This window comes from Actinomadura sp. 9N215, assembly GCF_044326345.1.
Classification (GTDB): domain Bacteria; phylum Actinomycetota; class Actinomycetes; order Streptosporangiales; family Streptosporangiaceae; genus Spirillospora.
Map to the genome: position 1 here is coordinate 222,580 of NZ_JBIRBA010000002.1, position 20,596 is coordinate 243,175.

Annotated in this window: 20 protein-coding genes, 2 tRNA genes and 1 pseudogene; 15 read left to right on the forward strand and 8 right to left on the reverse strand. The window is 71.0% G+C overall.

Features of this window, described 5'->3' with window-relative positions; all coding sequences use genetic code 11:
* Nucleotides 1-39: 39 nt before the first annotated feature.
* The 6 genes from ACH34T_RS03715 to ACH34T_RS03740 are packed head-to-tail and all read left to right on the forward strand — an operon-like array spanning nt 40 to nt 8,346.
* Nucleotides 40-1,467 (forward strand): extracellular solute-binding protein, encoded by a 1,428-nt coding sequence (locus ACH34T_RS03715; RefSeq protein ID WP_395990502.1) that lies wholly within the window; start codon nt 40-42, stop codon nt 1,465-1,467.
* Nucleotides 1,439-2,383 carry a carbohydrate ABC transporter permease gene (locus ACH34T_RS03720; RefSeq protein ID WP_395990503.1) on the forward strand — a complete coding sequence of 315 codons (945 nt, stop codon included), beginning with the start codon at nt 1,439-1,441 and terminating at the stop codon, nt 2,381-2,383. Before ACH34T_RS03715 ends, ACH34T_RS03720 begins: the two co-directional genes overlap by 29 nt.
* Entirely contained in the window at nt 2,380-3,207 is an 828-nt protein-coding gene (locus ACH34T_RS03725) for a carbohydrate ABC transporter permease (RefSeq protein WP_395990504.1), read from the forward strand. Before ACH34T_RS03720 ends, ACH34T_RS03725 begins: the two co-directional genes overlap by 4 nt.
* Nucleotides 3,207-4,322, forward strand: a complete 1,116-nt coding sequence (locus tag ACH34T_RS03730) for an ABC transporter ATP-binding protein (RefSeq protein WP_395990505.1) — start codon at nt 3,207-3,209, stop codon at nt 4,320-4,322. Before ACH34T_RS03725 ends, ACH34T_RS03730 begins: the two co-directional genes overlap by 1 nt.
* Nucleotides 4,319-5,515 carry a CehA/McbA family metallohydrolase gene (locus ACH34T_RS03735; RefSeq protein WP_395990506.1) on the forward strand — a complete coding sequence of 399 codons (1,197 nt, stop codon included), beginning with the start codon at nt 4,319-4,321 and terminating at the stop codon, nt 5,513-5,515. Before ACH34T_RS03730 ends, ACH34T_RS03735 begins: the two co-directional genes overlap by 4 nt.
* The gene (locus tag ACH34T_RS03740) at nt 5,506-8,346 is read left to right on the forward strand and encodes an alpha-mannosidase (RefSeq protein ID WP_395990507.1); all 2,841 of its coding nucleotides are present in this window, start codon (nt 5,506-5,508) and stop codon (nt 8,344-8,346) included. Before ACH34T_RS03735 ends, ACH34T_RS03740 begins: the two co-directional genes overlap by 10 nt.
* Here the strand turns inward: ACH34T_RS03740 and ppgK are convergent.
* The 3 genes from ppgK to ACH34T_RS03755 are packed head-to-tail and all read right to left on the reverse strand — an operon-like array spanning nt 8,343 to nt 10,256.
* Nucleotides 8,343-9,149, reverse strand: a complete 807-nt coding sequence (gene ppgK, locus ACH34T_RS03745; protein ID WP_395990508.1) for a polyphosphate--glucose phosphotransferase — start codon at nt 9,147-9,149, stop codon at nt 8,343-8,345. The genes ACH34T_RS03740 and ppgK overlap by 4 nt on opposite strands.
* 43 nt (nt 9,150-9,192) lie before the next feature.
* On the reverse strand, nt 9,193-9,513 hold the full coding sequence (locus ACH34T_RS03750) for a DMT family transporter (RefSeq protein WP_395990509.1): 321 nt from the start codon (nt 9,511-9,513) through the stop codon (nt 9,193-9,195).
* The gene (locus tag ACH34T_RS03755) at nt 9,513-10,256 is read right to left on the reverse strand and encodes an SDR family NAD(P)-dependent oxidoreductase (protein ID WP_395990510.1); all 744 of its coding nucleotides are present in this window, start codon (nt 10,254-10,256) and stop codon (nt 9,513-9,515) included. The genes ACH34T_RS03750 and ACH34T_RS03755 overlap by 1 nt, the downstream gene beginning before the upstream one ends.
* 109 nt (nt 10,257-10,365) lie before the next feature.
* Between ACH34T_RS03755 and ACH34T_RS03760 the strand changes: the two genes are divergently transcribed.
* Both ACH34T_RS03760 and sthA read left to right on the forward strand, forming a co-directional pair.
* The gene (locus ACH34T_RS03760; protein ID WP_395990511.1) at nt 10,366-10,959 is read left to right on the forward strand and encodes a TetR/AcrR family transcriptional regulator; all 594 of its coding nucleotides are present in this window, start codon (nt 10,366-10,368) and stop codon (nt 10,957-10,959) included.
* A gap of 83 nt (nt 10,960-11,042) precedes the next feature.
* Entirely contained in the window at nt 11,043-12,446 is a 1,404-nt protein-coding gene (gene sthA / locus ACH34T_RS03765) for a Si-specific NAD(P)(+) transhydrogenase (RefSeq protein ID WP_395990512.1), read from the forward strand.
* Here the strand turns inward: sthA and ACH34T_RS03770 are convergent.
* Entirely contained in the window at nt 12,443-12,850 is a 408-nt protein-coding gene (locus ACH34T_RS03770; protein WP_395990513.1) for an SsgA family sporulation/cell division regulator, read from the reverse strand. The genes sthA and ACH34T_RS03770 overlap by 4 nt on opposite strands.
* A gap of 228 nt (nt 12,851-13,078) precedes the next feature.
* On the opposite strand from ACH34T_RS03770, the gene ACH34T_RS03775 reads away from it, so the two are divergent.
* The 3 genes from ACH34T_RS03775 (at nt 13,079) to ACH34T_RS03785 (ending at nt 14,315) form a co-directional block, all read left to right on the forward strand.
* Complete coding sequence (locus tag ACH34T_RS03775; protein ID WP_395990514.1) at nt 13,079-13,504, forward strand: TIGR02611 family protein; 426 nt, start codon at nt 13,079-13,081, stop codon at nt 13,502-13,504.
* A gap of 48 nt (nt 13,505-13,552) precedes the next feature.
* Nucleotides 13,553-13,624 (forward strand) — tRNA-Val (locus tag ACH34T_RS03780).
* 214 nt (nt 13,625-13,838) lie between these two features.
* A complete protein-coding gene (locus ACH34T_RS03785) occupies nt 13,839-14,315 on the forward strand; it encodes a DUF4352 domain-containing protein (RefSeq protein WP_395990515.1) in 477 nt (158 codons plus the stop codon).
* A 65-nt stretch (nt 14,316-14,380) separates the two neighbouring features.
* Here ACH34T_RS03785 and ACH34T_RS03790 read toward each other — a convergent pair whose 3' ends face one another.
* Nucleotides 14,381-14,689 carry a 4a-hydroxytetrahydrobiopterin dehydratase gene (locus tag ACH34T_RS03790; RefSeq protein ID WP_395990516.1) on the reverse strand — a complete coding sequence of 103 codons (309 nt, stop codon included), beginning with the start codon at nt 14,687-14,689 and terminating at the stop codon, nt 14,381-14,383.
* A 16-nt stretch (nt 14,690-14,705) separates the two neighbouring features.
* On the opposite strand from ACH34T_RS03790, the gene ACH34T_RS03795 reads away from it, so the two are divergent.
* Nucleotides 14,706-15,767, forward strand: coding sequence for an FG-GAP-like repeat-containing protein (locus ACH34T_RS03795; RefSeq protein ID WP_395990517.1), 1,062 nt, complete (start codon nt 14,706-14,708; stop codon nt 15,765-15,767).
* A gap of 886 nt (nt 15,768-16,653) precedes the next feature.
* On the opposite strand, the gene ACH34T_RS03800 is transcribed toward ACH34T_RS03795, so the two are convergent.
* Nucleotides 16,654-17,064, reverse strand: coding sequence for a hypothetical protein (locus ACH34T_RS03800; protein WP_395990518.1), 411 nt, complete (start codon nt 17,062-17,064; stop codon nt 16,654-16,656).
* A gap of 417 nt (nt 17,065-17,481) precedes the next feature.
* On the opposite strand from ACH34T_RS03800, the gene ACH34T_RS03805 reads away from it, so the two are divergent.
* From ACH34T_RS03805 to ACH34T_RS03815, 3 genes and pseudogenes are all read left to right on the forward strand, one after another.
* A tRNA-Thr gene (locus ACH34T_RS03805) sits at nt 17,482-17,561 on the forward strand.
* Between the two features lie 257 nt (nt 17,562-17,818).
* Nucleotides 17,819-18,361: pseudogene (locus tag ACH34T_RS03810) on the forward strand (recombinase family protein); the annotation flags it as partial.
* 122 nt (nt 18,362-18,483) lie between these two features.
* The gene (locus ACH34T_RS03815) at nt 18,484-18,588 is read left to right on the forward strand and encodes a hypothetical protein (RefSeq protein ID WP_395990856.1); all 105 of its coding nucleotides are present in this window, start codon (nt 18,484-18,486) and stop codon (nt 18,586-18,588) included.
* Between the two features lie 477 nt (nt 18,589-19,065).
* Here ACH34T_RS03815 and ACH34T_RS03820 read toward each other — a convergent pair whose 3' ends face one another.
* Complete coding sequence (locus tag ACH34T_RS03820; protein WP_395990519.1) at nt 19,066-19,596, reverse strand: hypothetical protein; 531 nt, start codon at nt 19,594-19,596, stop codon at nt 19,066-19,068.
* A gap of 422 nt (nt 19,597-20,018) precedes the next feature.
* The gene (locus ACH34T_RS03825; RefSeq protein WP_395990520.1) at nt 20,019-20,585 is read right to left on the reverse strand and encodes a hypothetical protein; all 567 of its coding nucleotides are present in this window, start codon (nt 20,583-20,585) and stop codon (nt 20,019-20,021) included.
* Nucleotides 20,586-20,596 lie beyond the last annotated feature (11 nt).

Below are 20,596 nucleotides of genomic sequence, written 5' to 3' on the forward strand. Positions count from 1 at the left end.
TCGTTCACGGTATGTGGTGACGCTTGCAGGAGGTCACCCATGGTCTACGGCGGCAGGGACTTATCCACGACGCGGATCGGCGCGGCGGCCGCGCTCGCGATGGCGGGCACGGTTCTCGCCGGGTGCGGCGGCGGCGGATCCTCGACCGATCCGAACCGGGGCAAGGACGCCAGGAGCTACTCCCTGACGATCACCCGCAACGCCATCGAGGGCGGCAAGAACACCGAGGAGGCGGAGTGGATCACCAGGACGGTGATCCCGGGGTTCGTCGCTGCGCAGAAGGCGAAGGGCGTCACCGCGAAGGTGACGTTCCGCGGCCAGGGCGTGGACGACGAGTCGTACAAGACGAAGCTGGCGCTCGACCTGAAGTCCGGGTCGGGCGCCGACATCATGGACGTCGACGGCATCTGGGTCGGCGAGTTCGCGCAGGCCGGCTACCTGCGGCCGCTGGCGGAGGCGGTGGGCCCGCCGGCGGACGCCTGGGACGGCTGGCCGACAATCCCTGGAACGGTCCAGAAGCTGGCCATGTTCGAGGGGAAGCGCTACGGCGTCCCGCCCGCCACCGACGGGCGCGTCCTGTTCTACAACAAGAGGCTGTTCGCGCGGGCCGGGCTCCCTGACGGCTGGCAGCCGAAGAGCTGGCAGGACATCCTCACGGCGGGCCGGGCCCTGAAGAGGCTCCCCGGCGTCACCCCGATCCAGCTCAACGCGGGCACCGCGATGGGCGAGGCGACCAGCATGCAGGGCGCCCTGCCCCTGCTGGCCGGCGCGGGCGCCGAGATCCACGCGGACGGCAAGTGGACGGCCGCCGGCCCGGCGGTCAAGCAGGTCCTCGGCCTGTACGCGCAGATCTACGGCCCCGAGGGGCTCGGCGACCCGAAGCTCCAGCAGGAGGCGAAGGGACGCGACAAGTCGTTCGAGGAGTTCGCGGACGGCGAGATCGGCATCCTCGCCGAGGGCGACTACTTCTGGCGCGACGTCATCAACCCGAAGTCCGGCGTCGCGAAGATGAGGACCCGCGACCAGGACGTCGGCTACGCGCTGATCCCCGCGGTCTCCCCGGGCAGGGGCGTCGGGGGGCGGTCGTTCGTGAGCATGTCGGGCGGCGCGGTCACCGTCCTGAACCCGGGCACGAAGTACCCGCAGCAGGCGTTCGAGCTGCTGGCCTTCATGAACTCCGCGGAGATGACCAAGGCGCGGACGGCGGGCACGCCCGAGCTCACGTCCCGCACGGACGTGAACAAGGAGATCCTCGCGGGCGACCCGTTCCTGACGTTCGTGTCGGAGAAGGTCCTGCCGGTGACGTCGTACCGTCCGGGCCTGGCCGTCTATCCGCAGGTGTCGACGGCGCTGCAGGAGGCCACGGCAAGCGTCGTGTCGGGCAAGAGCCCCGACCAGGCCGCCGCCGAGTACTCCAAGAAGCTGGAAGGGATCGTCGGTGGCGCCGCCAACGTCACCCCGCGCTGATCTTGGAGTCGCGGCGTCGCGGGACGCCGGGGACGACGCGGCCGGGCTGGGACGGGCCCGGGCCGCGGCCTTCGTCGCGCCCGCGCTGGTCCTCATCGCGGTGTTCCTCGTGTTCCCCGCGCTCTGGACGCTCTACCTCGGCACGACCGACTACCGGCTCACCGGCGTCGCGGCGAGCGACCCGAGGTTCGTCGGCGCGGACAACTACGGCGACGTCCTCGCCGACGGTGACTTCCACCGGTCGCTGTGGCTGACGCTCCAGTTCGTCGTCGGGTCGGCGGTGCTGGGGCAGACCGTCCTGGGGTTCGCGATCGCGTGGGTGATGCGCGACCGCCGGGGCCCGCTGCGCCGCCTGGTGGAGGGCCTGGTGCTGCTCGCGTGGATCCTGCCGGGCTCGGTCATCGCGTTCCTGTGGATCGCGCTGCTCGACCGCGACGGCGGCACCCTCAACGCGCTGCTCGGCACGCCGGGCACGGCCTGGCTGCTCGACCACCCGATGGCCTGCGTCGTCGTGTTCAACGTCTGGCGCGGCACCGCGTTCTCGATGATGCTGTACGGCGCGGCGATCGGGAACGTCCCGCCGTCCCAGCTGGAGACGGCGCGGCTCGCGGGCGCGTCCACGTGGCAGACGCTGCGGGACGCGGTGCTGCCGCGCATCCGCGGGCACGTCCTGACGAGCCTGCTGCTGGTCAGCCTGTGGACGTTCAACGACTTCACCCCGTTCCTGATCACGGCCGGCGGCCCGGACGGACGGTCGGAGATCATGTCGGTCTACGTGTACCGGACGGCGCTCGGCGACGGGCGGCTCGGCTTCGGCGCCGCCATCTCGCTGATCATGATCCTGATCAACCTGGTGATCGCGCTGCTGTACCTGCGGGCGCTGCGCGACCGTTCCCGGAGGAGCGTGGCGGCGTGAACGAGACCGTCCGGGAGGCGCTGCGGAGGATCGGGCTGGCCACGTTCGTCTCGGCCGTCCTCGGGTTCTTCTCGCTGCCGCTGCTCTGGCTGGCGTTCGCGCCGTTCGACGCCGATCCCGGCGTCTCGGCGTCGCTGCCCGAGTTCACCCTGCACAACTTCCGGGTCCTGATGGACAACCCGTACGCGCTCGCCTCGCTGCGCAACTCGGTGCTGCTCGCCGCCGGGACGGCCGCGGTCGTCGTCACGGCGGCGGCCCTGGCGGCGTACGCGCTGAGCCGCGTCCGCGTGCCCGGACGGGACGCGCTCCTGTACGTCCTGCTGCTCCTGTCGTCGATCATCACCGGGACGGCGGCGATGGTGCCGATCTTCCTGCTGGCCTTCAACCTGCACCTGATCGACTCGCGGCTCGGCGTGATCCTGGTGCTGACCGGCGGGCTGCTCCCGGCGGCGATCTTCCTGCTGAAGGACTTCACCGACGCGACGCCCACGTCGTACGAGGAGGCCGCGCGGGTGTTCGGGGCGTCGCCGCTGCAGGTGCTGCGGCACGTGGTCGTCCCGCTGATCAGGCCGGGGCTCGCCACCGTCACGGTGTGGACGGTCGCGCAGGTCTGGGGCGACTTCCTGATGCCGTTCCTGCTGCTCCGCGACCCGGACAAGGCCCCCGCCTCGGTGATCATGTACACGTTCTACACCGAGGGCGGCCAGCCGGACCTGCCGCTGATCTCCACGTTCTCGCTGCTCTACTCGCTGCCGGTCGTGCTCATGTACCTGTTCGTGAGCCGCCGCTACGGGTTCCGCTTCCACGGAGGGATCAAGCGCTGATGGCCGACATCGCGATCCGGGGGCTGACGAAGGTGTATCCGGGCGGCGTCCGGGCCCTGGACGCGCTCGACCTCGACGTGGCGGAGGGCGAGTTCTTCGCGCTGCTCGGCCCGTCCGGGTGCGGGAAGACGACGCTGCTCCGCACGATCGCCGGGCTGGAGAGGGCGACGGACGGGACGATCCGCCTCGACGGGACCGACGTGACGAGGTTCCCGCCGGGCCGCCGCGACGTCGGCATGGTCTTCCAGGACTACGCGCTCTTCCCGCACATGACCGTCCTGGACAACATCGCCTACCCGCTGCGCGTCAAGAAGGCCGGCCGGGCGGACCGCCGCCGCCGCGCCAAGGACGCCGCCGACCTCCTCGGCCTGGTGGGCCTGGACGGGCGCCGTCCCGCCGAGCTGTCCGGCGGGCAGCAGCAGCGGGTCGCGCTGGCCCGCGCGCTGGTCGCCGAGCCGCGGATCTTCCTGCTCGACGAGCCGCTGTCCAACCTGGACGCGCGGCTCCGCCTGGAGGCTCGCACGCAGCTCAAACGGCTCCAGCTGCACCTCGGGATCACCACGGTGTTCGTCACCCACGACCAGGCGGAGGCGCTCGCGCTCGCCGACCGGATCGCGGTCATGGAGGCCGGGCGGATCCGGCAGCTCGGCACGCCGGTCGAGGTGTTCCGGCGGCCCGCGAACCTGTTCGTGGCCGCGTTCATCGGCTCCACGCCGATGAACCTGCTCGACGGGACCGTCCGGGGCGCGTCCGTCGCCGTCGCCGGGGCGGAGCTGCCCGTCCCGGCCGACGCGCGCGACGGAATCCCCGACGGAGCCGACGTCGTTTGCGGTGTACGACCCGAATACTTGGACTACAGCGGGGACCCGGTGGACAGCGCGTTCGTTGGAACGGTGTCCGTCATCGAGCACCTGGGCGGATCCTCGCTCGTGACCCTGGACGGGGAGGATGGACCGGTGCGCGTCGTCGTGGCGGAGGGCCGGGAGCCCGAGCCGGGCGCCGAGGGCTGGGCGGTACCGCGGCCCGGCCGCGTCCTGCTCTACCGGGACGGCGAACTGGTGACGGCATCGGAGCCCGCCATGGCTCCATCGAGCAAGGACGGAGGACACGGATGACGGTGCATCGAGGGCGCTGGAGCCTGGAGGACCGCCTAGAGCGAGGGCTCCGCGAACTGCCCTTCGACGTGCCGCCCGGCACGGCGTCGATCACGGTCGAGCTGTCCTACGAGGGAGGCGTCATCGACCTGGGCTGCCACGGGCCGGACGGGTTCCGGGGCTGGTCCGGCGGAGCGCGCCTCCAGTACACGGTGGGCGCCGAGTGGGCGACGCCCGGGTACCTGCCAGGGGAACTTGAGCCCGGCACGTGGCACGTCTGGCTCGGCCTACACCGGATACCGCCTGACGGTGTCCCGTACGAGGTCAGGGTCACGACGTCTACCTCGTCCACGCCGCGCCCGGACGAGACGCTGCCGCCACGACCGGAACGTCCGCCGCGCCGCGATCTGCCCGCATCGGACGGGATGCGCTGGCTCGCCGGTGACCTGCACTCGCACACCGTCCACAGCGACGGGGCGCTCACCGTCCACGAACTGGCGTGTCTCGCCGCGTCGCGGGGGCTGGACTACCTCGCCGTCACCGACCACAACACCGTCAGCCACCACGCCGTCCTGCCCGCCGCGGGGGCCTACGCCGGGATCACGCTGCTGCCCGGCCAGGAGGTCACCACCGACCTCGGGCACGCGAACGTGTTCGGCGACACCGGCTGGGTCGACTTCCGGCGCCCGAGCGCCGACTGGGCCGCGTTCGCCGACGCGCGCGGCGGGCTCATGTCGATCAACCATCCGCTGAGCGGCGACTGCGCCTGGCGGCACCCCCTCGCCGCGGCGGCCCGGCCCCGCTTCGCCGAGATCTGGCATCCGACCTGGTGGGACCGGCGCTGGGGCGCGCCGCTGGCCTGGGCGGACGTATGGCGCCCCGGCGGCGTCGTCCCGCTCGGCGGCAGCGACTTCCACGACCCGGACCAGTTCAAGAACCTCGGCGAGCCCGTCACCTGGGTCCTCGCGGAGGACGGCGACGTGCTCGGGGGCCTCGCCGCGGGCCGGACGTCGATCTCCGCCGGTCCTGACGCGCCCGTCCTGCTGCGCGTCGACGGCGAGCTGATCGCGATCGGCGCGGACGGCACCGTGCTCGTCCGGCCGGACGGACGGCGCGCCGCCGTCCGGGGCGACCGCGTCCGGATACCGGCGGACGGCCCGGGAATGCACCGCCTGGAGACCCACGAGAACGAGGTGATCGCACTGTGCGGGTAGAGCGGGAAGCGAGCGCACCGGAGATCGTCGTCGTCCCCCACACCCACTGGGACCGCGAGTGGTACCTGCCGTTCCAGCGCTTCCGGCTCCGGCTCGTGTCGCTGCTGGACGGCGTCCTCGACCGCATGGAGGCCGACCCGCGCTGGCGTTTCACACTCGACGGGCAGATGGCGGCGGTCGACGACTACCTGGAGATCCGTCCCGAACGGCGTGCGCGCCTGGCCGCGCTGGTCGCGGACGGACGGCTCGCCGTCGGGCCCTGGCAGATCCTGCACGACGAGTTCCTGTGCTCGGGGGAGAACATCGTCCGCAACCTGGAGCTCGGGATGCGCCGCGCGGACGAGCTGGGCGCCGCGATGATGGTCGGCTACCTGCCCGACCAGTTCGGGCATTGCGCGCAGACGCCGCAGATCCTGAAGCTCGCGGGGATCGAGCACGCGTGCGTGTGGCGCGGCGTGCCCGACCGCGTCCGCGAGCGCGCGTTCGCCTGGGAGGCGCCGGACGGGACGGCGATCCGCACCCAGTACCTGCCCGAGGGCGGCTACGGCAACGCCGCGTCGATGTTCGAGGAGTTCGGGCACGGGCCGTCGAGCGGAACTCGTCCGTTGGATGGTGGTGGGCGGGGGCTGGAGGACGGTGCGTCACTGCTGCCGGGCCGCGCCGCCGGATTCGCCGCGGCGATGGGCCGCTGGTACCCGCGCGGCGGGCCGCTGCTGGCCATGTACGGCGCCGACCACACCGCGCCCGCCGCCGACCTCGCCGACCGGATCTCCGGCGCCGGGCCCGGCATGCGCCTCGACACCCTCGCCGGGTACTTCGCGGGGGAGGAGACGTCCGTGGACGGGCTGCTCCACGTCCGGGGCGAGCTGCGGTCGCACGCCCGCGCGAACATCCTGCCGGGCGTGCTCTCCGCCCGCGTCCGGCTCAAGCAGCTGCTCGGACGCGCCGAGCGGCTCGTCGAACGGTACGCCGAGCCGCTGACCGCGCTCTGGTACGCGGGCGACGCCCGGACGTTCCTAGACCTGGCGTGGCGGCGGCTCATCGAGACCAGCTGCCACGACTCCGTGACCGGCTGCGGCAGCGACGAGACCGCCGAGCAGGTCGCCGCGCACATGGCGGAGGGCGAGCAGCTCGGACGCGCCGTCTGCGACCTCGTCACCGCCGAGCGCGCCGCGTCCGTTCCGCTCGGCTCGCACCTGGTGTTCAACCCGACCCCCGCTCCCCGGACCGGCCTGATCGTGGTGGAGGTTCCCTCCGACGGGGAGCCGGGGCTGATGACGGGCGACGGGCGTCCCGTGCCCGCGCAGACCCTCGACATCGCGCCGACCGTGCTGGACGACGCCGTCCACCCGGCCTCCGACCTGCCGATCGTGCTGGAGCGCGTGTACGGGCGGGTGCTGTTCGGGCAGGAGATCCGCGACTGGTCGGTGTCCCGGGACGACCGCACGCTCACCTTCCACGTGACGTCCCGCGCCGACGTCCCGTTCGACATCGGCGACGTCCGCGCGGCCCTGCGCGACGCGGAGGGGGAGTGGCGCGTCCGCATCCTCGCCGACCCGCGCCGCACCGTCGCCGCGCTCGTCGACGTCCCCGCCCTGGGCCTGACGACCGTGACCCCCGTCCCAGGCCCGTCCGCCACGAACGCCCCCGCCACGGACCACCCGGTCACGGCGGCGCAGAACGTCCTGGACAACGGGCTGCTGCGCGTCGAGATCAACGACGACGGAACGCTGGGGCTGCGCACCCCGTCCGGCCAGGCCGTCGACGGCGTCGGCCGGATCATGGACGGCGGCGACCTCGGCGACTCCTACAACTACGCGCCACCCGCCGCCGACCGGCTCGTCGACGCCCCGCTGACCGTCCGCGTCGAGCCGGTCTGGAGCGGGCCGGTTTCCTGTGGGGGGACGACCCCCCACGCCCCCCGGAACGGCCTTTTGCTTGCCGCCTACGACATCGTCCGGACGTACAGGTGGCCCGCGTCCGGAGATTTCGACGGCGACGCGCGATCAGAGGCCGAGGAGGACGTGACCGTCACGACCAGGGCCGAACTCCGCGCCGGTGAGCCGTTCCTGCGGCTGCGCGTCACGTTCGACAACCGCTGCGAAGACCATCGGGTCCGGCTGCACCTGCCGCTGCCGCGCCGCGCCGGGTCGTCGTTCGCCGAAGGCCAGTTCGCGATCACCGAGCGCGGGCTGACGGCGGAGGGCGGGTTCGGGGAGCGTCCCGTGCCGACGTTCCCCGCGTCCGGGTTCGTCGCAGCGGGCGGGCTCGCCGTCCTGCTGGAGCACGTCACCGAGTACGAGGTCACCGGCGGCGGACGGGAGCTGGCGCTGACCCTCCTCCGCTCGATCGGCCGCCTGTCGCGGGACCGCAACGCCTACCGCGACCAGCCCGCCGGTCCGCAGCTCCCGACCCCGCGGGCCCAGTGCCGCGGCGTCCGGACGGTCGGCCTGGCGATCATGCCGTACGGCGGCGAGCGGCCCGGCTCCGACGTCCTCCGGGCGGCCGAGGAGTACCGGCACGACCTGCTCACCGCCGCCGGGTACGGCCCCGCCGCCGCGTCGCCCCCGCCCCCGCGGGAGGGCGTCGCGATCTCGGGCGACGGCGTCGTCATGACCTCGCTCCGGGCCCGCGACGGTTGGATCGAGATCCGGATGGTCGCCCAGTGCGCCGCGCCGGCGACCGCCGTCCTGCGCGGCCCGTTCACCGAGGCCACCCGCGTCGACCTGCGCGGACGGCCCGGACTGCCCATCGAAGTCCACGACGGGACGGCCGCGCTCGCGCTGCGCCCGTGGGAGATCGCGACCGTCCGCCTCAGACCGTCGCGCTAGCCGCGGCTCGCGCGCTCCTCCGGATGCCCGGTGTGCCCGTCGTGCGCTGCATGCGCGTCGTGCGCGGCGGCCGCGGCCATGGCGGCGCCCACGATGCCCGCGTTGTTCACCAGCCGCGCCGGGACGATCTCCGCCCGCACCCCCGTGATCAGCGGGACGAAGTGCGCGGACCGCCTGCTCACCCCGCCGCCCACGATGATCAGCGACGGGGAGATCAGCGCCTCCAGATGCCGCATGTACACGCCGAGCCGCTTCGCCCACCTGTCCCAGCTCAGCCCCTCGTCCTCCCTGGCCTTGGCGGACGCCCGCGACTCCGCGTCGTGGCCGCCGATCTCCAGGTGCCCGAACTCGGTGTTCGGGACGAGGACGCCCTCGCTGAACAGCGCGCTGCCGATGCCGGTCCCCAGCGTGAGCACCACGACCGTGCCGCGCCGTCCGCGTCCCGCGCCGAGCCGCATCTCCGCGAGCCCGGCCGCGTCGGCGTCGTTGAGCAGCGTCACCTCCCGGCCGGTCGCCTCCGCGATCATGGACGCCGCGTCCAGGCCGATCCAGTGCTTGGACACGTTCGCCGCCGACAGCGTCACGCCGCCGATCACCACGCCTGGATAGGTGACGCCGACCGGTCCCTCCCACCCGAAATGCGCCACGATCTCGGCGAGGACCCTCACCACCGCCTTCGGCTTGGACGGGTGCGGCGTGCCCACCCGGAACCGCTCGCGCGTGAACGAGCCGTCCGACAGGTCGACCGGCGCGCCCTTGATCCCCGACCCGCCGATGTCGATCCCCAGCATCTCCGTGGCCATGGTCTCACTGTGCCCGATGCACACCCGGCCTACGAGCCCGCGCTCACGAGTCCTCGACGAGCTGGAGCCCGACGACGCCGACGAGGATGAGCGCGAGGAACCCCAGCCGGACCGGCGACGTGCTCTCGCTGAACGCGACCATCCCGGCCGCCGCGACGCCCACCGCGCCCAGCCCGACGAAGATCGCGTAGGCCGTGCCGACCGGCAGCGTCCGCAGCGACAGCGACAGCACGACCACGCTGAGCACCGCGACCGTGAGCCCGATGACCGTCGGCCAGAGCTTCGTCAGGCCGTCCGATTCCTTCAACGCCGTCGCCCACACCAGCTCCATCAGCGAGGCGACGATGAGCAGCACCCATGCCATCAGGCCGCGTACCCCCCGTCCACGGCGATCGCCGCCCCCGTCACGTAGTCGCCGCCCGGGCCCGCCAGATGCGCGACCATCGCGGCGACCTCCTCCGCGCGACCGTACCGGCCGAGCGCCGTGAACCCCCGCTCGTACTCGGCGTCGGGCGAGTCGGCCGGATTCATCTCGGTGTCGGTCGAACCCGGCTGCACGACGTTCGCGGTGATCCCGCGCGGCCCGAGATCGCGGGCCAGGCCGCGCGTCAGGCCGGTCAGCGCCGACTTGCTCATCGCGTACAGCGTCCAGCCCGGGTAGGGGACGCGCTCGGCCATGCTGCTGCCGATGTTGACGATCCGGCCGCCCGGCCCGAGATGCCGGGCCGCCGCCTGCGCCGCGACGAACGCCGCCCGCACATGGAGGGCGAGGGTCAGGTCGAGCTCCTCGGCCGTGACGTCCTCCAGCGGCCCGTACGGCGCGATCCCGGCGTTGTTGACCAGGATGTCGAGCCGTCCGAGCTCCGCCGCCGCCCGGTCCACGGCCCCCGCGGCGGCCACTGGGTCGGACGCGTCCGCCGCGATGGCCAGGCCGCGCCGTCCGGCCGCCTCGATCCCGCGCACGACCTCGGCCGCCCGCTCGGGCGCCCGCACGTACGTGACCGCGACGTCCGCGCCCTCCTGGGCCAGCCGCAGCGCGATCGCGGCGCCGATGCCGCGTCCGCCCCCGGTCACCAGGGCCGCCCGTCCCGCAAGCTCCGTCGTCATCTCTATCCTCCGGCACTAATAGGAGAAGTTTCCGCTTAGCGAGGTTAACTGGAGAGTTCTCCGGATACAAGTCCGGTTAGTCTGCTGTGCTGTGCCGAGAGGGGACGGAATGCGCGAGCTGCCGGTCGTGGGAAGCCCGCCCGCCGAACGCGCGGACGCCGCGCTCAACCGGCGCCGCATCCTCCGCGCCGCCGCCGAGCTGATCGCCACCCGCGGCCCCGAGGCCGTCTCCATGGACGAGGTCGCCCGCGCCGCCGGGGTCGGCGTCGGCACCGTCTACCGCCGCTTCGGCGACCGCGCCCGCCTCGTCTACGCCGTGATCGACGAGCGGGAGCGCGACTTCCAGGCCGCGTTCATCCAGGGCCCGCCGCCGCTCGGCCCCGGCGCGGACCCGTCCGGCCGCCTCCGCGCGTTCCTGCACGCCCTGGCCGACCGCACCGACGCTCAGGCGGACCTCCTCCTCATGGCCGAGTCGGGCCCGTCCGACGCCAGGTTCAGGGACGGCTCCTACGGCCTCTACCACCGGCACCTGGCGATGCTCCTGCGCCAGATCCGCCCCGGCGCCGACACCGCCTACCTCGCCGACGCGCTCCTCGCGCCGTTCGCCGCGAACCTGTTCCTCTACCAGCGCCGCACCCGCGGCATGCCCCTCGACCGGATCAAGGCCGGCCTGGACGCGCTCGCCGACGCCCTGCTCCCCTAGACGCCGTCGTCTGCTCCCATGAACCTTTTGCCTGATCCGGGGAACCCTTTAACCGAGCGGCCGCCGCCCGTCAGACTGGGGGAGTGAATGACTTCGATCTCCTCGTCCTCGGTTCGGGCCCCGGCGGGCAGCGCGCCGCCATCGCCGCCGCCAAACTGGGCCGCAAGGTCGGCATCGTCGACCGCCGCGACATGATCGGCGGCGTCTGCATCAACACCGGGACGATCCCGTCCAAGACCCTCCGCGAGGCCGTGCTGTACCTCACCGGCCTCAACCAGCGCGAACTCTACGGCCAGAGCTACCGGGTCAAGGACGACATCACGGTCGCCGACCTCGGGATGCGGACCCAGCACGTGATCGGCCGGGAGACCGACGTCGTCCGCAGCCAGCTCGCCCGCAACCGCGTCGCCGTCCTGCCCGGCCGCGGCCGGTTCCTGGAACCGAACGTCGTCGGGATCACCGGCAACGGCGACCGCGAGCAGAAGGTCACCGCCGACCGCGTCGTCGTCGCCACCGGCACCCGCCCGGCCCGCCCCGACACCGTCGCCTTCGACGACCGGACGATCATCGACTCCGACGGCATCATCAACATGGACCGCATCCCCGAGACCATGGTCGTCGTCGGCGCCGGCGTCATCGGCATCGAGTACGCCTCGATGTTCGCCGCGCTCGGCACCAAGGTCACCGTCGTCGAGCGGCGCGAGCGGATGCTGGACTTCTGCGACCTGGAGATCGTCGAGGCGCTCAAATACCATCTGCGCGACCTGGCCGTCACGTTCCGGTTCCGGGAGAGCGTCGCGTCCGTCGAACGGCTGCCGGAGGGCGCGATCACCGTCCTCGAAAGCGGCAAACGCATCCCCGCCGACACCGTCATGTACTCCGCCGGACGGTACGGCATGACCGACGACCTCGGCCTGGACGCCGCCGGCCTCACCGCCGACCACCGCGGCCGGATCAAGGTCGACGAGCACTACCGCACCGAGGTCCCGCACATCTACGCCGTCGGCGACGTGATCGGCTTCCCGTCCCTCGCCGCCACGTCCATGGAACAGGGCCGCCTCGCCGCCCATCACGCCTGCGGCGAGCCCGTCGCGGAGATCCACGAGACCCAGCCGATCGGCATCTACACGATCCCCGAGATCAGCTTCGTCGGACGCACCGAGGACGCCCTCACCGAGGCCAAGGTCCCCTTCGAGGTCGGCGTCTCCCGCTACCGCGAACTCGCCCGCGGCCAGATCATCGGCGACTCCTACGGGATGCTGAAACTCCTCGTCTCACCCGAGGACCGGCGGCTCCTCGGCGTCCACGTCTTTGGCACCGGCGCGACCGAGCTCGTCCATATCGGCCAAACGGTCATGGGCTGCGGCGGCACCGTCGACTACCTCGTCAACGCCGTCTTCAACTACCCGACCCTGGCCGAGTCGTACAAGGTCGCCGCCCTGGACGCGACGAACAAGATGCGCCACATCGCCCGCCTCTCCGGCTAGGACGGCCAGAGCAGGTTCTCCAGCTCCGCGTCGATGTCGATGAACTCGGTCTCCTCGCCCGCCGGGACGGCCTGGTACGTCCGGTGCAGGAAGTCCGCCAGCGGCGACAGCGGCACCTCGAACAGCGCGTCCCCGAACGGGGACGACAGCGCGATGTTCAGCGTGGCGTCGTCGGAGCCCGGCCAGACCTGCACGTCCCCGTCCCCGACCTTCCGCACGATGCCGACCGTCAGGAGCTCCCTGGCGAAGATCCACTCCACCGGCTCGTCATCGCCCACATAGAAGGCCATCCGGATCGCGTACGGATCGTCGGCCGCGTAGTCCAGCCCGGCGAGCAGGGGCACGGTCGTACGGTCGGGGACGACGAGTCGAAGGCCCAGCTGCGCTGAGACGGTGGTGTTCATAGGCCATTCCCTCTAACGTCGTGTCCCGCAGGCGGGGCTCCCCGGTGAGTGGTTCTCCTCCCCACGGACATCCCCGCGATCTATGACGCCTAACTGCCTGATCTCCCCCGAACATTCCGGCGTCCCGGGCCTTTGTGACCCATCTCACCGCATCTGACCTGCGCAAAGACGGATCTTCCCGCCCTTTGCCCGGCCCGCGGCGCCCCCCACCTGCCGTAAGGTAAAACCGTGGCAATCAAGAACGAAAAGGAAGCCCCACCCGCGGCGCCGCGCCGCATTCACCGGTTCCGCGAACGCGTCCGGCGCAACCCGCTCCTCAACACGGCCTGGCGCCTCGGCGTCTTCGTGGTCGGCTCCGCCGTCCTCCTCGGCGGCCTCGTCATGATGGTCACCCCAGGCCCCGGCATCCTCGGCATCGTCGTCGGCCTCGCGATCCTCGCCACCGAGTTCGCCTGGGCCCAGCGCGCCCTCCACCGCGCCAAGGCCGCCGCCGACCGCGCCAAGGAGAAGGCCCTCGACCCCCGCGCCCGCCGCCGCAACCTCGTCCTCGGCACCCTCACCGCCGTCCTCGCGGCCGCCGCCCTCACTGCCTACCTGGTCGTCTACGGCTTCGTCGTCCCCTGGAACATCGACGACCCCACCTTCTGGACCTGACCGGCGGCGCGCGCAGCCCCCGACATGCGCTAGAGTTTCCGACGTCCAGGGCGATTAGCTCAGTGGGAGAGCGCTTCGTTCACACCGAAGAGGTCACTGGTTCGAACCCAGTATCGCCCACCCGCTGGTCACGGCCCCCTCTCCGAGTCGGAGAAGGGGGCCGTTCCTATTCCGTGCGTGCCCGGTGCGTGATCATTTACTAGGGGCGCGCCGTGCGTGAGGCGTGCGCGCCGTGGCCGGATGGTGACAGCAGCCTCTCGCGGTGAACCGGCACGGCAAGGGCGCGCGTCGTACTGCCGTCCCCCGCCGCGGAACCTTCGAGAGGAACTTCTCCATGAAGAAGATCGCGGCGACCATCACCCTCGCCGTCGGCGTCGTCTTGGCGGGCTGCGCCGTGCCGGCCGAGGAGCCCGTCGCCGTCCAGTCCTCCGGCGGCGCGAAGGCCGGAAAGGCCACGGGCAAGGCGAAGAAGAAGACGGTCCCGGTCAAGCTCGTCGCCAAGCGGACGACCGCGAAGGCGAGCATCCTGTCCGACGGCAGCCCCCTGTCATGCGCCCGCGTCGCCGTCACCAACCAGTCCAAGAAGAACGTTGAGGTCAACCCGCTGTACTTCAGCCTGACCGACACCAAGGACACCAAGCACGACGCGGGCTCGGCGATGGGGACCTACGAGAACGAGATGCCGACGACCGCGCTCGCGCCGGGCGAGAACGCCAAGGGCGTGGTGTGCGCCAAGGGCAAGTTCACACCGAAGGTCGTCGCGATGACCAACGAACTGTTCGGCGAGGCGGCCCGCGCGCAGGTGGCCTAACGGAAACTGGCGCCCGCCTCGCGTAGAGGACGGGCGCCAGGCGCGTTGGTGCACGTGCTCACAGCTTAGGCCGGGTCGGCTCCGTGTGCCGCCGCAATCGCATCGATGTGGCGCGCAAGCTCGAAGTCGGCGTTGGTGAGCCGGTGGTCAGCGTCGTGGGTCGTGATCTCGAACTGGATCCGCTGCCAGGTGATGCGGATGTCCGGGTGGTGTCCGACCTCGCGGACTTTGGCTGCGACGTACATCGCAAGGTGGACCGTCTCGTGGTACGTGTGCTTGAACGTCCGCGTGATCGCGTCTCCGGTGCGCTCCCAGCCTGGCAGAGGGGTGAGGCGCTCGGCGATCTGGTCGTCGGTCAGCGGCGTGATGTCCACCGAGTCTCTTTCCTAGGTGACGGTCGCGACGATCTCGGCCAGTCTGCGACCGCGGTGGCTGCCCGCGCAGGCGGACGCGTGCGCGGGCAGGGTGGACAGTTCTGCGCGCGGCCGCTCGGACCCCGCCAACCCGTCCTCGGGCGCGGTCCTGGTGGGTGCGGGCGCGCCGCCGCCGGGCACGCACGGCGTCGACTGGGGACCGGATCGTTCGCGGCTGGGCTTCTCCAACTTCGGGGCGCGCGTCGACGCCCAAGGCTGGGGCAGTGAGGTGACGACCACCGGCTACGGTGATCTGCAGGGCGGCAGCGACCCTGACCTCTGGTACACCAACAGCTTCAACGGTACGTCGAGCGCGTCGCCCATCGTGGTCGGCGCCCTGGCCGCCACGCAGGGGGTGCTCGCCGCCCGCGGGCATCGCCGGCTGACCTCCGGCCACGCCCGGTGGCTGGTACGCGCCACCGGCTCGCCCCAGCAGGACGCGCCCGACCGGCCGTCAAGCCAGCGCATCGGCAATCGTCCCAACCTGCGCGAGCTCATTCCAGCAGCGGTCAAGTTCGCCTCACGCAGCGCCGACTTCGACGGCGATGGACGGGCCGAAGTGCTGGTCACCAGCCCATGGGGCATCGGCATCCTAGAGCAGGCCGGAGCCACCATGGCTGCCCCCTTGCTGGCACCCAACGGAACCCGGTTCGGCGGCTGGCTGCTGAACACCGCCGACAACTCGTTCGGCCCGGTGGGCGACTTCGACGGCGACGGGAACGCGGAAATCCTGGTCACCAGCCCATGGGGCATCGCGGTCCTGAAACTGTCGGGCGGGACGTTCTCAGTGCCGATGATGGCACCCAACGGAACCCGGTTCGGCGGCTGGCTCCTCAACACCGCCGACAACCGGCTCGGCACGTCCGCGGACTACGACGGTGACCGCCAAGCCGAACTGCTCGTGAGCAGCCCGTGGGGTCTGGGCATCCTCGAACAGGCCGGGTCCACCATGGGTGCTCCCATGATGGCGGCCAACGGGACGCGGTTCGGCGGCTGGCTGCTCAACACCCTCGACAACGATCTGGGACACGGCGTGTGACGTCCTGGAACGGTACGGGGTGGCCGGAGCGATCCGGCCACCCCTTCCGTCCATGGACCGGAACTCCAGGGTGCCGGAGCGGTCGGTACCGGACACCCACAGGCCCAGGCCGTCCACGTCGCGGGAGACGCGCACGTCGGTGAGCTCCAGGATTTGGGCCACGGTCTCGTCCGCGGTCAAGAGCCGGACCTCCAGATCGGGCCGATCGCCGTTCGACTCGGCGGTGACCATGAAGGTGAACCGGCCAGGCCCGCCGGAGGGGAGAGGCCCCGCTGGCCCGGTGACACTGGTAATGGTGCCGGGCACGTCGTGGAATGGCGCGCCGTAGCGCAGCCAATCCTCCACCGCCCTGTGCTCCGGGGAACCAACCGCGACCTCCAGTTCGACCGAGGCAGTGATCGGCCGGAGGCGCAGCGACTCTGCGCAGCGGGCAGCAACCGCAGCATCAGATAGGAATTCTGGTCCAACTGCCGGTAGTGCACCCACGCCACGGGTGAGGCAGTGTGCAGGTCTCCGTCCCATGGCTGCTCGTCTCCGCGGCCCGACCGTATCTGGACCTCGTAGCGGTAGAAAGGATCCACCTCGCTCAGCGCGCCGGCCAGGCTGCAACGCCCTCGCGGCTTGCTTGAGCAGGATGCGGTGCCAAGCCGCACGTCCACGAAGAGCACCAGGTCCGCCTCACCGCCCAACGCCTCCTGCACACCCACCTGCAACCCGACGCCGACGTCCGCTGGGACAACATCTTCCTGGACCTGACCGGCGCCGCCAGCCGCCAGGGCCGATTCGGGGTGGCCGCGTCCGGACCGTCGGCTGAGCAGCGCCGATGCGGTGGCGGCATGCAGAGTGATCGACACGCCAAGCAAGAGCACCAGGACGTCGCTGCGACTCATGCCGCCGGGCCTCCACGCCGAGCGGCGATTTCGGCCCAGGCGAGGTTGTACCGATGTTGGCAATCCTGAGGCTCGTGACCCGCATCAAAGCGCGGGGAGCGTCCTTCAGGCTGATACTCGTGGCCCCACGGCCTCGCCGCCACGACCTCGCCGCACCGGCGACAGCGGCACCACCAGTGCCAGCTCAGATCCGGGTCCAACGGTTCAAGGGGAATGAGCCCGGCCTTGCGGGCTGCGGCGGCCACCTCGGCGGGCACCGAGGGGTCGGACAGGTAGCGCTGCCCCCTGGCCCATTCGGCCTCCACGTCGGCGGCGGCAGCCATGTAGCTTTCGCCGGTCACAGCCTTGCGGTAGCGGATACGGCGTTGCAGGTCGCGGGAAGGGCGACGGCACGGGTCGGCGGTCATGGCGTCCTCGGGCGGAGTCCTACGCACGCCGCCGGACGGCATGAACTCGGGGGGAACCACGCGTCGTCCTGGACGCTTTGTCGTCGGCGCACCAGCGGCGTAGGCGCTCGGTGCTCAGACCGGCAGGCGTGATCTGCCGAGCGAGAGCCTACCGATTCAAGTCCAGCCATGAGCCGGAGTTACCGAGATCTGGTACTTGAAAGCGAGTCCGTCCACTGGCGATGAGCGCGCTCCAGCGGCCCCTCCTGCGGTCCTGCCGTGACGGCCGGTTGCCACCACCCGCGACGCCTTCCTCGAACGCGTCTACACCCGACCGCCGACCGGCCTTTGAACCGGGCCTTCGGTGAGTGACCAACTGAGTGACAATCGTGGTGGACGTCGGTGGACGGCCGGAGCGTCATAGGTACTCCTGCGCATGGCCGTCGACTGGATCACTCCATGTTGATCTTCACTCGTAATGAATAGGTCGTCGGTTCGATTCCGACAGGCGGCTCCCAGCTCAAGGACCCGTTTCGATCTTAGGAACGATCATCGGGACCCATGGCGTCGACGACGCCCGACCGCCAATCAGCTCGCCGTGACAGTGGCTGTGTCACCGGTCGGGGCAGAGTGGGTCGAGCGTGTCCGTAGGGGAACGCTCACCGGGACACTCCGAGATCGCGCGGCATCCGATCGCGACCTGGGCCGACGCCGTCTCACAAAGGTAGTCCGCGAAACTGTCCGGTGACCGGGGGCTAAACGGTACCCACGTCTTGTGGGAGAACTCATCGGGTACGCCAGATGCTTCACCGTCCTGCAAGACCTCACCGCCCAGCGCCAGGCCCTGATCGACTTCGGCGTGCAAGAGGACCGGATCTACCTCGACAAGGGTCTTACCGGCACCAACCGCGCCCGGCCTGGCCTGGACCAGGCTCTGGCGGCCGTGCGTGCCGGTGACACCATGGTGGTCCCCAAGGTCGACCGGCGCGCCCGCTCGGTCCCCGACGCCCGCGATATCGGCGGCACCCTGGTCGTCCGCGGCGTCCGCCTCTCGCTCGGCGGGAACGTCTACGACCCCGCCGACCCCATGTCCAAGACGTTCTTCAACATGCTGGCCGTGTTCGCCGAGTTCGAAGCCGACCTTTTGAAGATGCGCACCCGCGAGGGCATGGCCGTCGCCCGCTCCCGGGGCAGGCTCAAAGGCAAGCGGCCCAAGTTGAGCGCCCGCCAGCAGGCCGACCTGGTGCGGATGCACGGCACCGGCGAGTACACCATCGCCGAGTTGATGGAGGTCTTCTCCGTCGGGCGCGCGACGGTGTACCGGGTCCTCGACCTGCACGGTATCCGCGTTCCTGGAATCCGACTCACCCGCGCGAGCCTGCGCGGCGCGAACCTGACCGGGCGCGAACCTGACCGGGCGCGGACCTGCGTGGCGCGGAACTGCGCGGCGTGGACCTGCGCGGCGTGGACCTGCGGAACATCACGGGGAAGTCGGCGGAGGAGGTGCGCCGCGTTGCGCGGACTGACGCGGCTACCCGGTTCTGAGGACAGCCTCGGTCTCTTCCAGTTCAGCCACGACCGACCGAACCATGAGAACCGTCCACCACCCCGATCACCGCGATCGTGGTCGTGCGGGCACGGCCGACCCACCTGCCCGCCCGCGCCGCGACCCCCACTGAACAAGCGGCTGTCACAGGCCCCTTAGAGAGGCGTCACTGTTGCATTTCTCGTTGCAGTGCATGGTGATCCAAAGCACTGACGTCCTGCGTTGCAGGTCGCGAACGTTCATGGACGTCCCCGGATGGGCGTTGCACGCACTGCTAATGCGGTTTGGTTCACGCCCATCCGGGGTTCAAATCCCCGATCCTCCGCCACTTTCCAGCGCCCTTCGAGGGTGGGCACTCTCGGCGGGGGCGTTCGCATCAGTGGCAGATTCGGCGATCGTCATAGACCATCGCCCGGAGCGGTTCGGGGCTGCGGGCGCGCGCCGGTATGTCGAGGAACGCCTGGAGGGTCGGCCGCTCAGCTCCTGCCTTCGGCGGCCTTGGCGTCGCGCTTCTGACGGTATTGGCGGATGCGCGCCCCCTGGAGGCTCTCCTGTTTGATCACCTGGTCTGGTTCATCACCAGGCCACGCGATGATCAGGTACTCCTCGGCGGGCCCGAGGTCGCCGCGCGCTTCTCCGTGGTCCCTGTTCCGCCCGGCGACGAGGATCATCATCCGGCCTGGTGGCAGGTCGGGGGTGAACGACATCAGCGAAGGCGGTACGTCGTCGGCACCGATGACCTGCATGGGACCGCCGGGCCAGTCGATCCCGATGATGGCGATGTCCTCCCACGCTTGGGCGTCGATGGCGGGCTGCTGGTCGGCTAGTTCGGCGGTGACGGTGATGGGATCGTCCTTTACTCCGGTGTCGATCAGGGCGGCCCCGGCGGGGTCGCGAGCGGCCTCCGCCACCCCGTTGGCTACAGGTGGGTCGGCTGAGCCCGGCATGCAGCCGGGCGGCCCGATGAGGAACCGGTTGTACTCGGGGAAGATCGTTTCGGTGGGCATCGCAGCTACCCCTTCTTCTTGACCGTCGGGCTCGTCCCGCCCCTGCCGGGGTGCACCATGAGAATCGCGGGGGTGGGACGAGCGTTGAGGACCAGCGTCCTTATCCGGTCACTGCAGGCCGGTTACGGGGTGGGCCGGGTGGGATCACAAGGATCAGGCGCAGGCGCTTGCCAACCTTGTGAACGATCGGGCTGAGGTTGGGGCCTGGGATGTGGAGAAGCTGACACCGAGTGGGGTGGCGTTCCGGCCGACGAGTTTGACGCGTTCCTTCGCGAGCAGCTCGGGCGGTATGAGCTGGCGGAGCGGGATCTCAAGGGGTGGCGTCCGCCTGCCAAAGGGCGTGGACGCAAGAAGGCTTGAGTTGAGGAAGCCGCGCGGCCGGGAGGTGCGAGGAAGTCTCCTGGCCGCGCGGCGGGGGTGGGTTAGCGGTAGTTGCGGGCCTTGAGGATCTGCTGGACGAGGGCGTCCGGGTCTTCGGCGTTGACGATCGTCCACTGTGTGCCGCCGGGGACGATCGCCCACCATTCGTAGGTGTAGGTGCCCCACCAGAAGACGACACCGGCGAACCGTTCCTGTAGTCCGGCGATCGTCGTTTCGTGGGACGGGTCCGGCACGGCCGGGGGAGTAGCGCGTGGTGGCCTGGTTGTCTGGGTCTGGTGTGAGCGGGCGGCGCGCGCGGCCGTCACGTACGGGATGAGGATGCGGGTTACCTGCTTGGCCGCCTGGATCGGCTTGGTGTGCGGTGCAAGGTCCTCGCCTGTGCTCGACCTGAACCACCACACGTCGGGGGTCTGGCCAGGGACGAGCGTGATGCTCTCGCCGAATTGCGGGATGTCGCGGTCGAAGACGTGGATGAGCGGACGCGGCCCGTCGTAGCGTCGCGCGAACTGCCATCCTTCCCGGGCGATCTCTTCGGAAAGCCGGTCAAGATGGACGGTTATGGACGAAGCGGGAACGGTGCGGGGTGAGGGCTTCGGTTCGATCCACATAATCACCAGCG